Below are 11,483 nucleotides of genomic sequence, written 5' to 3'. Positions count from 1 at the left end.
TCCTGGCCTCCGGGCTGGACACCCGGGCCTACCGCCTGGCGTGGCCTGTCGGCACCGTCGTCCATGAGCTCGACCAGCCCGCGGTGATCGAGTTCAAGACCACCACGCTGGCCGGGCTGGGCGTGCACCCTGCCGCCGAACACCGGCCCATCGGGGTGGATCTTCGCGATGACTGGCCAAGGGCACTGCTGGACAGCGGGTTCGACCGGGACGCGCCAACGGCGTGGATCGCCGAGGGGCTGCTGATCTACCTGCCGCCACCGGCCCAGGATCAGTTGTTCGACAACATCACCCGGCTCAGTGCGCCCGGCAGCCGGCTCGGCACCGAGTACATCCCCGACGCGTCGGCGTTCTCCGACGACCGGTCCAGCCGCGTCACCGAGGGCTTCCGCCGGTTCGGCTTCGACACCGAGTTGTCCGACCTGGTCTACGAGGGCCGGCGCAGCCCGGTCATCGAATATCTGACCGGCCTCGGATGGGACGTAGCGTCACAGACCCTCGAAGAAATCTACGCGGCCAACGGTTTTGAACTTCCCGGCAACGATATGTTCGCGGCGTTCGCCGACGCGCGGGTCGTCACCGGGGTGCTGACCGGTGGTTGATCGCCGCGTCGGGGGACCTGCCGGGGACTGCGGTTCACCCACCGGACACCTTCCGGTCCGCCTGCGCATCACCGGCCGTTGGCCATCGCGTCGCCCGAACGCCGCACGCTGACGGGCATGGCCCAACCCCAACCGCACTCCCTGTTTCCCCGCCGCAGCCTGCTGCGCGCATCACTGGCCGGCGCCCTGCTGGTCCCCGCGGCGGCCGCACTGCAGGCCTGCGGTACCTCGGGTAACGGCGGCCAGGGGCCGGGCCTGGTTGCGAACCGTCCCCGCCTGACCCACGGCGTCGCGAGCGGCGATCCCAGGACCGACGGCGCGCTGGTGTGGGCCCGCTCGGACTCCCCGGCCCGGATGATCGTCGAGACCGCGGCCACCGAATCCTTCGACAACCCGGCCCGGGTCGAGGGGCCGCGGCTGAGCCCGAACTCCGACGGCGCCGGGCGGATCCGGATCACCGGTCTTGAGCCGGGGCAGACGGTGCACTACCGGGTGACGCTCGAGGGCGAGGACGGCGCCACCTCCGAACCCGTGGCCGGAGTGTTCAAAACCGTTGCCGCACAACCCCGCGACATCAGGTTCGTGTGGTCGGGCGATGTCGTCGGCCAGGGGTGGGGCATCAACCGCGACGGCGGCATGTCGATCTTCGGTGCGATGGCCGACCGCAACCCGGACTTCTTTGTGCATTCCGGCGATGCGATCTACGCCGACGGCCCGGTGCCCGAGACTCAGAAACAGCTGGACGGCGGCGTGTACGCCAACATCACGGCGCCGGCCAAGGACCATGTGGCCCAGACCCTCGACGATTTCCGCGGCAACTACGCCTACAACCTCACCGATGAGCACTACCGCCGTTTCTCCGCCACGGTGCCGCAGGTGATCCAGTGGGACGACCACGAGGTGGTGAACAACTGGTTTCCCGGTGAGTCGCTGGCCGGCCAGAACCGCAAGGGCTACACCGAGACCGACGCCGACAAGCTGGCCGGGTTCGCCTATCAGGCCTGGCGCGAATGGCAACCCGTCGACCCCGCCGAAGCCGTCGACGGCCGCTTGTACCGCAAGATGTCCTACGGCCCGCTGCTCGACGTCTTCGTGCTGGACATGCGCTCGTACAAGAACCCCAACCCGCGGGCCTGGGAGCCGCACGACGACGACGGCATCCTGGGGCGCGAGCAGACGCAATGGCTGATCGACGGTCTCAAGGAGTCCACGGCGGTGTGGAAGGTGGTGGCCAACGACCTGCCGATCAGCATCGTGGTGCCGGACGCGGCGTCGTCCCCGGACGATGGGCCGAAGTCGATGGAGGCCGTCGCGCAGGGCGAGAACGGGCGCCCGCTCGGCCGCGAGATCGCGTTCTCCCGCATCCTGTCCGATACCAAGCAGGTACCCAACGTCGTCTACCTCACGGCCGATGTGCACTACACGGCCGCCATCTCGTATCACCCGGACCAGGCCGGGTTCACCGACTTCGCCCCGTTCTGGGAGTTCGTGTCCGGGCCGCTGAACGCCGGCGCGTTCCCGGAGAGCCCGCTCGACGGCACGTTCGGGGCCAAATACGAGTTCGTGCATGCGCCGCGGGACCAGAACGTGTCCCCGGCCGAGGGCTTCCAGCATTTCGGCGAGGTGACGATCGACGCCGACACCAGGACGCTGACGGTGAACCTGTGCGATGCGACCGGAAAGTCGTTGTACACCAAGGAGTTGCCGCCGGCCTGACGCTCGAGGTATTTGCGTTCGTGAATACCTCACGGGCTCGGCGCGGGATAAGGCTGAGGTTGCTGGTCTCCGACCTGCGAGCTCTCCGAGGGGCACGGTGAAATCTGAGAAAACCCGGGGCTGCTCTCAGGTGCTGCCTCAGGGCGGCCGTGCGGGGCCGCGGATGGGCGAGGCCCGCGACCAGCGGCGATCAGCCGTCCCGAGGACGCGCGGGTAACGGTGTGCCGCGAACCCGGCTTTCGATTCATTGTGTTGGCAACATATGCGGGTTGACATGGCAGTTTATCCGGCCGATCGGCCGGTTGGGTGATGTACGGTCTGCCCAAGTCGCTGGGGCCTGTCAGCGAATATCGGAGGAGTGTTCGCCTGCGAGGGGTGGCCCCAGCGAGCTTGAGCGGCCGGGACGGCTGCGGCCTGCCATCACCCTTCAGCTAATCAAGAGCGAAGTGTTGTGGAGCTATCCGCGTCATTATGGCGAATATATCTGGATATCTTCTATGGCTGGCGACCTTCTTGCCGCGGAAGGTAACCGAAAGATGAAATACCTGTTACAGGATGATTGTTCGGACTACATGCACTCTGGTGACGCACGGTCGAAATCGCTTCCATTGGCAACGAAATGTACGTGAAATCTCAAATTCAGCAAATATTTGTTGCTCCAATTTGCTCGTGAGATGGCAAACTACATCTGTTCTCAGGTCTTTCTAAGTGTTGTCTCAGTTCGTACAGGTTTTTCTCAGGATCCAGTCGCCAAACCTCGTCACGTTCACGCCGATCGACCCATAGCTAGGGGGCATACACCATGGCCATCCGCCCGCTCGTCACCAGCGGCGCCGCGCTGATCAGCGCGGCCGCCCTGGTCGCCGCCACACCCGCGCTGTTCGTCCCTAACGACGAGGTGCAGGTCGCCGCGTCCACCACCGAGCAGCAGGGCCCCAAAACCCTGACCGTTGAGCAGTACCAGCTGCTGGCGATCATGCTGCAGGAGCTGAGCGACGCGTTCTTCCAGGGCTACGGCGGCCAGATCAAGATCCTGAACGGTGTGCCGCAGATTGTGAACGGCGAACTGGAGCTCTCGGACGGTAACTGCGAGGACGAGGAAAACGTGTGCCAGTCGGGCCTCACGGGTGGCGCCTACTACCTGATCGACAAACTGCTGCCCGGCATCGAGATCGACAATGTCCTCTTTGAGGGGGGCTTCAAAGGGACCACGGGATACATCGCGAAACGCCTTGGCATTCCGAACGGCGTGGTCGATCGCGCGCTCAACCCGCAGCTGACGATCGACGAGACGATCGTCACCGCTGCTCAGGCGGTATTCGGTCCGGACTCGTTCTTGGCGAACCTGACCGCCGCCACGTTCTACGGCTATAGGGGCCACGAGGGCTGGCTCGCCGCCGTCGAGTTCACCGTGGACACGCTGCTCGGGCTGGACCCTCCCGTGGCTCCGGATCCGGATCCGCTGGTGCCGGAGGACGACGATGAGGGGCTTGGCGAGAACGCCCGCATGATGCTCACGAGCGCCACAGAAACCGAAGCGTCCGAGGCCGAGGAGACCGGGCCGGGCGCCACCAATGTGCTGACCGGTCGCCTGGTCAACCTCAGGGCCGATCTCGATGCCGGCGCGCCGAAGCTCCCCGGCCTGCCCGGGTTCTCGCTGCCGAAGAAGACCGAAGATGAGACCGCCGTGAAGGACGTCACGGACGTGGACACCGAGGGCGCCGACGAAGCGGTGCTGACCCCGGTCGGCACCAAGATCGAGACGCCGTCCTTCCCGAAGTTCCAACTGCCCAAGCCGGTGTTCACGGCACCCATCGTTCCCGCGCCTGAGGTGGCACCGGAGCCCGAGGTGGCACCGGCACCTGAGGGCAAGCCCAAGTTCGAGGCCAAGATCAGGAAGGCCGAAACCGAAGACACCACAACGGATACCGGCAGCACCGGCACCGGCAACAAGTACTCGCCGGAGATCCTGGAGACCGGTAACGGCCACCGCAACAACGATCCGTTCGGCATCAAGAAGAACGTCAGCGACTTCGCCAAAAAGGTGCTCGGCGGCGGCAGAGACTCCGGCAGTGACAGCGGTTCCGGTGACACCGGATCCGATGGCAGCGGCGGCGACGGCGGCGAGTAAGACCGCATCGGCAGGACCGCTCCGCATCGGCCCCTCCCACAAGGAGGGGCCGATGTCGCGTATCGGGCACCCGGCCGGTGAATTAGGGTGTCTGCGATACGGCAACCGAGAAGAAAGCGGCCGGACGTGACAGTGGCTGGCGACGAGGCCCAGGGCACCGAGGTGCGGGCCGGCGGGCGCACGACGCTTCAGCAGCGGTTCGAGGCGTCGCACGCCGGCCGGATCGTCATCAGCGTCCTCATCGTGGCGTTCCTGTTCCTCGGCGTCGTGTGGAACCTGCCCGACTCACCGATCGCCCGGGCCCTGGTGCCCGCGGTGCGCCCGGTCGCCGCGCCGCTCGGCCTCGACCAGGGCTGGGGCATGTACGCCACACCGAGCCGGCGCACCGAAGCCGTCGAGGTCCAGGTGAAGATGGCCGACGGCCAGATCCGCAGCTGGTCGGTGCAACCCGGCCAGCGCGGCGTCGGCGAATGGGACCGCTGGATCATGCTCAAACGGGCCGCGATGACCGACCCGAATGTCGGCCCGCAGCTGGCGCATTGGGTCGTCGGCCAGATCACCGAACCCGATGAGCAACCCGTGGCCGTCGCGGTGGTGATGCGGGTTCAAACCCTGTCCGAACCGGGTGAGGAATCCAGCGGCAAAGACGCTATGAAGGTGCTCTACCAAGAAGCATTGGCGGGCGAGCGATGAGCGGGCAGTCATCCGGCGTCGCCGGCGCCTGGAACGGCTTCTGGTTCACCCCGCGGCCCGGGTACACCCTCGGGCTGCTGCGCATCGCGTTCGGCGTCGTCGCACTGATCTGGGCGCTGACCCTGCTGCCCGAACTGTTCCGGGTGTTCGGCTCCGACGGTGTGCTGCCCGACTACGTGACCGGCGACTACCAGTGGTCGCTGTTCGGCTGGTTTCCCGGCGACACCGCCCTGCTGATCGGCTGGGTGGCGCTGGTGGTGGCGGCGCTGGCGATGATCGCCGGCTGGCACAGCCGGATCGCCGCGCTCGCGGTGTTCATCCTGATGTACTCGTTTCACCGGCGGGCCGATGCCCTGATCAACGCCGGAGACTCGATCCTCGTCGTCACCTCGCTGGTGCTCGCGCTGTCGCGCTGCGGTGCCGCGCTGTCGCTGGACCAGCGCCGCCGCACCGGGACCTTCTGGTCCGCACAGACCTTGGCGCCGTGGGCGATCCGGCTGCTGCAGGTCCAGCTGACCCTGATCTACCTGGTGTCGGTTCAGGCCAAGCTGGCCAACAAGCCGTGGGTGGAGGGCTCGGCGGCCTCCTACGCGTGGCGCACCGACGGCCGGTGGGCCTGGCTGGAAGCGCCCGCGTGGCTGTGGGACAGCCCGATCCTGGTGAACATGGTCAGCTGGGGCACCCTGCTGATCGAGCTGGGTATCGCCATCCTGGTGTGGAACCGGCGGTGCCGGCCGTGGGTGCTGCTGGCCGGGGTGGCGATGCACCTGTCGATGATGCTGACCATGAACGTCGGCTACTTCAGCATCGCGATGTTCGTGCTCTACCTGGCGTTCGTGCCCGCCGAGACGGTGCGGACACTGCCGGACCGGCTCAAGACCCTCGCGCGCCGTCGTCCCGCCGAGCCGCAACCCGTCGACGACGCTTCCTGAGCGGCTATCGGTTTGTCCGATCCGCCCGTCCCGCCCGCCCGCGCTGCGTCGCGAACCAGTCGCGGATCGCGGTGACGAACTCGCCGGGCGCATCGGACTCGACGTAGGTGCCCGCGCCCGCCACGATCACGGTCTCGTGCCCGGGAAAGTTCGCTTGCAGGCGTTCGCGCTCCTTGGGGCGGAAGGCGATATCGGCGTCCCCCCACACGATCAGGGTCGGTAGTTGGGCGATGCCGGCGAGGCCGGCCTCGACCTCGGCGAAGAAGGTCCGGCTGGCCAGGACCCGGCGGGGGAACGCGGCCGAGGCCTGGCGCCGCTCCGGGGTGTCCAGCGCCCGGCGGTAGTGGGTCATCTCGGCTGCCGTCGGCGTGCGCCGCCGGTGGCCCAACGGGATGAACGCGTTGACCACCAGGTTGAGCCGCCGGGCCAGGAAACGGCCCGGCGGTCCGCCGAAGATGCGGGAGAAGAACTCGAAGTGGAGATCGCCGTTGACCGGCCAGGCCCAGGTGTTGGCCAGCACCAGTCGATCGAAGACGCCCGGCCGCCGCTGGGCCGCGGCCAGACCGAGCAGGCCGCCCCAGTCCTGCCCGACCAGAGTGACCCCATCGAGGCCGACGGCGTCGACGAACCCGGTGACCACCTCGGCGTGCTCCTCGGGCAGATAGCGATAACCCGGCCTCGCCGTCGACAACCCGAACCCCGGGTAGTCCATGGCGATGCACCGGAAGTCGTTGCGCAGCGCGCGGATCACGTCGCGCCAGAGAAACGACCAGGTCGGGTTGCCGTGCAGGAACAGCAGCGTGGGACCCGCCCCTTCGTCGACGTAATGCACGGTGTGCCCGTCGATCTCGACGAAGCGGCTCTCGAACGGGAACAGGTCGTCGTCGACCCATTCGGGTCGTCGGCTCCCGATGGTGTCGGCCATGGCGGACCCTCTCGGCTCGGATGCGCGGTAAACTTGAACATCTCATACACACTTGAGAATTTCAAGTGAAAGGATTGCGATGCGAAGCTACGGCCAGTACTGCGGGCTCGCCCGGTCGCTCGAGGTCGTCGGCGATCGATGGAACCTGCTCATCGTCCGGCAGCTCCTGATCGCCCCCGCCCGCTACCGCGATCTGATCGGCGGCCTCCCGGGTATCGCCACCAACCTGCTCAGCGACCGGCTGCGCGACCTCGAAGCCGCGGGCGTGGTCGAGCGGCGGCTGGCCGGCGAGGGCAGCGTCGTCGAGTACGCCCTCACACCGTGGGGGGCCGAGCTGCGCCACCCGATCGAGAGCCTGATCCGCTGGTCCACCCCGTTGATGGTGCGCGGCCCCGACGGCGACTCCTTCCGGCCCGAGTGGCTGGCCCTCGCCGTCCCCGCCCTGCTCGCTGCCAGGGTCACGATCCGCCGCTCGGCGACCGTCGGCCTCGGGATCGGCGACCGGACCTTCCAGCTCCGCGCGACCCGCTCCGGCTTCGAGGTCGACCCGCACGACGGGCGCGCCCTCGACGCCACCCTCCGTGCAGAACCCACCTGCATCCTGGGCCTTGCCGCCGGTGCCCTCACCCTCGTCGATGCCGTCGCCCTCGGACTGGTCCAGATCGACGGCGACGAGTCTGTCGTCCGCACCGTCTTCGACGCCTGACCGGCTCGGCCGTTTTGTGTCACCAGGTGGCGGGTAGCTGGGCGATACTGAGCAAATGGGCGGGGTAGCGGGTGGCGGCGGTTCGCTCGGTGCGTTCTACGCGACCTGGGACAAGGCCCGCGAGACCTACGGGCAGGGCACCCCCGAGGGCGGCTCACAGTTCGAGGACAGCTCCGCGCGGTTCACCGACGTCGCCTCCGACCTGGAAGGCGCGGCCCCCGGCGCGCACTGGTCGAGCGGCGCAGCCGACGGCTACGACGCGTCGAACACCCGGCAGCGCGGCCTGGTCAGCCGGATCGCCGATATCGACCGGCGGCTCGGTGCCCAGATCGACGAGTCGGCGCGCGTCGTTGCCACCGGGCGGCAGAACCTCGACGCCGTGCGGCAATGGGTCGACGCCGCGGCCGCGAGTGCGCCGGCCGGCCGGCAGCGCGAGACGGTGCTCACCCAGATCGCCAGCCGGGGCCTGGAGGACCTGCGGGCCGTCGTCCAGCAGACCACCACCGAGCAGAACTTCATCACCCGACAGGTGAACGGGCTCAAGGGCGAGTACGAGGCGCTCACCTTCAAAGAGTCGCCCGAGCTTCCCGGAGACGATGAGCCCGGTAAGCAGGACGACCCGACCAAGACCGATATGTCCTCGGGCGATATCGAGGCGATCGACCGGGCCAACCGGGAGCTGCTGCAGCGGATGCTCGACGAATACCAGCAGCTTCCCGACGGGCAGGTGAAGACCGACCGGCTCGCCGACATCGCCGCGATCCGGGACGCGCTCAAAGTCCCCGACTCGCATCTGGTGTACCTGGAGAAGCCCGACGACCCGTCGCAGATGATTCCCGCGGCTACCTCGGTGGGCGACCCGTTCACCGCCGACCACGTCTCGGTGACGGTTCCCGGGGTGTCCGGCACGACCCGCGGAACCATCGAAGGGATGACCCGCGAGGCCGCCCAACTGCGAAACGAGGCGACCAGCATCGTCGAAGCCGAGCGGATGGACGGCAACCACAGCGTCGCCGCCGTGGCCTGGGTCGGCTACCAGCCGCCGCCCAACCTCGGCGACTCCTCGGTGCTCAACGACGATCTGGCCCAGGCAGGCGCCCCGAAACTCACCTCGTTCCTCGGCGAACTCGACGCCGCCTCGAAGAACCCGGGGCAGACCACGGCCCTGTTCGGGCACTCCTACGGATCGTTGACCTCGGGCATCGCGCTCAAGGAGGGTGCCAGCGAGTACATCGACAATGCCGTGCTCTACGGGTCACCGGGCTTCCAGGCCACCACCCCGGCGGATCTGGGGATGAACGACGACAACTTCTTCGTGATGGCCGCCTCGGACGATCCGATCAACTACATCGCCGACCTGGCGCCGCTGCACGGCTGGGGTTCCAACCCCAACGACGTCATCGACGACGACGGCCGGCTGCGGTTCCGGTTCCAGCACCTCGAAACCGATGCCGGCGTCACCCCCATCGAAGGCTACGAATCCAAGACCGGGGCGTCCGGGCACTCCGACTACGGCCGCGATGCGGGGGAGCGGATGAGCGGCTACAACCTGGCGGCGATCCTGCTCGACCGCCCGGACCTCACAGTGAAGGAAACGCCATACTCATGGTGATACGACGACGAATCCGCTTGGCTGCCCTGGCTTTTCTGCTGTGTGCCGCAACGGTGTTAGGTGGTTGTTCCGTGACCGAGAATCCCTACGAGACCGACACCGCGAAGGGCGACGACGCCGTCGCACTGATCGACGGTATGCGCGCCGACGGTTCGTATGAGGCCGCCCGCGAACGCCTCAACGCCACCGCGCGGACCATCGCCGAGCGCATCGCGGTCGCCGTGCCCGGTCAGACCTGGGCGTTCAGCGACGATCCGAACACCCAACACGTCAAGGCGCAGGGGCTGCCGTGCGACAAGCTCACCGGCGACATCGCCCGGCGCCCGATGTCCGACACGGTCGTATTCGGCCGAACCTTCAGCGCCGAGGAGTTCAGCACCGCCAACGACATCGTGGCCCAGGAAGCCGCCCAGTACGGCGCGACCGACGAATCATCGTTGTACAACGACGAATCCCGCCGTGACCGCAACCTGCAGGGCAACGGCTACGAGTTCAATCTGCGCCAGTCCAAGGCCGCGATCCTCAACATCACCGGGGCCTGCTTCCTGATGCAGAGCGTGGTGGATCTGCCCGCCGGGCAGCTGCCGCCCGAGCCGCCGATCGTGCCGACGCCCTGAGCTCGCCGGGCGAGGGCGACTACCCCCGGTCCTGCGCCAGCCCGGCCAGGTGCTTGAGCGAGTTGTCCAGGTGCCGGCGGTCGAACGGCGGGAACCCGATGTGTTCGCGGATGGCCTGCGGCACGGCCGACCAGTCATAGGTCAGAGTGACCTCGGTCCGGTCCTCGCCGACCGGCTTGAGGTCGTAGCGCCAGGTCCAACCACCGAATTCGAGGTTCGCGTCGTCGTCACCCTGGCCCGGCAGCCACGAGATCGCATGCGGCGGCTCGAAGACCTCGACCCGGTTGGCCATCTCGTAATGCATGCCGCCGTAGTTGTCGTGGTACATCGCCATCCGGAAGACCTGGCCGGCCTCGGTCAGCGGTTTGCCGTCGAGCGATTCCCGCACCCAGCCGGTGCCGTCGATCGCCTGATGGGTGGTCGGATCGGCCAGCACCGCGAACACGGTTTCGGCCGGCGCGTTGATCGTGCACGCGGTGCACATGGTTTCGTCAGTCATGTCGGTACCGACCGGCCGCAGCTCAGAAACTCATCGAGATTGCGTACAGGGCTGTGCATCTTGGGACATCACGACCCTGAGCGCAATATCAACGAGACACCTGCATCAGTTGTCGAGCTTGCGGCGCCTCTTGCGCTTCACCCCGACACTGCCCCACAGCGAGAATCCGTGGATGTGCACGCGGGGGGCGCCGGGCGTCCCGTCGCCGGGGACGATGTGGTCGAAATTCCCCATCACCGCGACGCCGTGCAGATCGACGTTCACCTCCGGCGGCACCAGGATGGTCTGCCCGCCGAAAATCGAATAGGTGCGGATCTCGACGTCGGCGGAGGTGAAATCGGCATAGCGCAGATCGACCACGCCGCCACCGAAGAGTGCGAAGGTGGTCAGCTTCTTCGGCACATTCCAGCGGCCGCGGCGTTCGAACCCGCTCATGATGGCCAGCAGAACCGTCGAAGGACAGGGGCGGCAGGTCGTGCTGGGGTAGTTGACGGTGCCAGGCAGGTCGGAGTTCAGTCGCGCCAATTCACGGTAGGTCTCGGCGGCGTAAGCCTTTGCCAGCCGGTCCTCATATTCCTTCATGGGTAGCCGGCCCGAGGCGGCGGCATCGGTGAGTTGCTGCGCCACCTGGATGCGGTCGGTGTCGGCAGCGCGCATCGACCCATTCTGCGGCGCTGAAGTGCTCATCAGCCTTGAGCCTACGACGATCGCCGATACATGCAAGGCCGTTGGCCAAAGTGTTGCCGTCCCGGGAGCTCCTAGACGTGCAAATCGGGCAAAGTCAAGCGTCGGAACCGAGGTAATCCTGGAACGTTATGGTCCCGACCGCGTTTTGCGGGCTCAGATTGGCCCCTGACCTGTAACCCGAGGCGACACGACCGGGAAACGTGAACTTCATTACACGACGACCGCTATTGTGAGCCAGCAGATAGATCTGACCCAGTTCCGAGTGGTCCAGCACCGTCGGACCACCGATATCGGATACCCGCGATGTCGCGGCCCGGCTGGTCGAATTGATCGACACAGAACCGGCCGGTCGGGTATCCGATA

11 protein-coding genes and 1 pseudogene are annotated in these 11,483 nt (G+C 67.2%); 8 read left to right on the top strand and 4 right to left on the bottom strand.

Annotated features, from left to right (window positions below):
• The 5 genes from ACWDTP_RS33280 to ACWDTP_RS33260 form a co-directional block, all read left to right on the top strand.
• A partial coding sequence (locus ACWDTP_RS33280) for an SAM-dependent methyltransferase (RefSeq protein WP_450027482.1) occupies positions 1-602 on the top strand: 602 nt, incomplete at its 5' end.
• A gap of 117 nt (positions 603-719) precedes the next feature.
• On the top strand, positions 720-2,318 hold the full coding sequence (locus ACWDTP_RS33275; RefSeq protein WP_450027481.1) for an alkaline phosphatase D family protein: 1,599 nt from the start codon (positions 720-722) through the stop codon (positions 2,316-2,318).
• An 802-nt stretch (positions 2,319-3,120) separates the two neighbouring features.
• Positions 3,121-4,449 carry a hypothetical protein gene (locus tag ACWDTP_RS33270; protein WP_450027480.1) on the top strand — a complete coding sequence of 443 codons (1,329 nt, stop codon included), beginning with the start codon at positions 3,121-3,123 and terminating at the stop codon, positions 4,447-4,449.
• Positions 4,450-4,575: 126 nt separating this feature from the next.
• Complete coding sequence (locus tag ACWDTP_RS33265; protein ID WP_450027479.1) at positions 4,576-5,142, top strand: hypothetical protein; 567 nt, start codon at positions 4,576-4,578, stop codon at positions 5,140-5,142.
• Positions 5,139-6,074, top strand: coding sequence for an HTTM domain-containing protein (locus tag ACWDTP_RS33260; protein WP_450027478.1), 936 nt, complete (start codon positions 5,139-5,141; stop codon positions 6,072-6,074). Before ACWDTP_RS33265 ends, ACWDTP_RS33260 begins: the two co-directional genes overlap by 4 nt.
• Positions 6,075-6,078: 4 nt before the next feature.
• Here ACWDTP_RS33260 and ACWDTP_RS33255 read toward each other — a convergent pair whose 3' ends face one another.
• On the bottom strand, positions 6,079-6,999 hold the full coding sequence (locus ACWDTP_RS33255; RefSeq protein ID WP_450027477.1) for an alpha/beta fold hydrolase: 921 nt from the start codon (positions 6,997-6,999) through the stop codon (positions 6,079-6,081).
• Between the two features lie 79 nt (positions 7,000-7,078).
• Between ACWDTP_RS33255 and ACWDTP_RS33250 the strand changes: the two genes are divergently transcribed.
• The 3 genes from ACWDTP_RS33250 to ACWDTP_RS33240 are packed head-to-tail and all read left to right on the top strand — an operon-like array spanning position 7,079 to position 9,934.
• Entirely contained in the window at positions 7,079-7,705 is a 627-nt protein-coding gene (locus tag ACWDTP_RS33250; RefSeq protein WP_450027476.1) for a winged helix-turn-helix transcriptional regulator, read from the top strand.
• Positions 7,706-7,760: 55 nt separating this feature from the next.
• Positions 7,761-9,317, top strand: a complete 1,557-nt coding sequence (locus tag ACWDTP_RS33245) for an alpha/beta hydrolase (protein ID WP_450027475.1) — start codon at positions 7,761-7,763, stop codon at positions 9,315-9,317.
• Positions 9,311-9,934 (top strand): LppA family lipoprotein, encoded by a 624-nt coding sequence (locus ACWDTP_RS33240; RefSeq protein ID WP_450027474.1) that lies wholly within the window; start codon positions 9,311-9,313, stop codon positions 9,932-9,934. The genes ACWDTP_RS33245 and ACWDTP_RS33240 overlap by 7 nt, the downstream gene beginning before the upstream one ends.
• 19 nt (positions 9,935-9,953) lie before the next feature.
• Here the strand turns inward: ACWDTP_RS33240 and ACWDTP_RS33235 are convergent, their stop codons facing one another.
• The 3 genes and pseudogenes from ACWDTP_RS33235 to ACWDTP_RS33225 all read right to left on the bottom strand — a co-directional run.
• The gene (locus ACWDTP_RS33235) at positions 9,954-10,433 is read right to left on the bottom strand and encodes an SRPBCC family protein (RefSeq protein WP_450027473.1); all 480 of its coding nucleotides are present in this window, start codon (positions 10,431-10,433) and stop codon (positions 9,954-9,956) included.
• Positions 10,434-10,538: 105 nt separating this feature from the next.
• The gene (locus ACWDTP_RS33230; protein ID WP_450027472.1) at positions 10,539-11,120 is read right to left on the bottom strand and encodes a DUF1707 SHOCT-like domain-containing protein; all 582 of its coding nucleotides are present in this window, start codon (positions 11,118-11,120) and stop codon (positions 10,539-10,541) included.
• A gap of 94 nt (positions 11,121-11,214) precedes the next feature.
• Positions 11,215-11,483 (bottom strand): annotated as a pseudogene (locus tag ACWDTP_RS33225) (SDR family oxidoreductase); the annotation flags it as partial.

The sequence above is a fragment of the Mycobacterium sp. NPDC003449 genome (assembly GCF_053588415.1).
The sequence above is the reverse complement of the archived record's forward strand: the minus strand, read 5'-3'. Positions and strand labels throughout refer to the sequence as shown.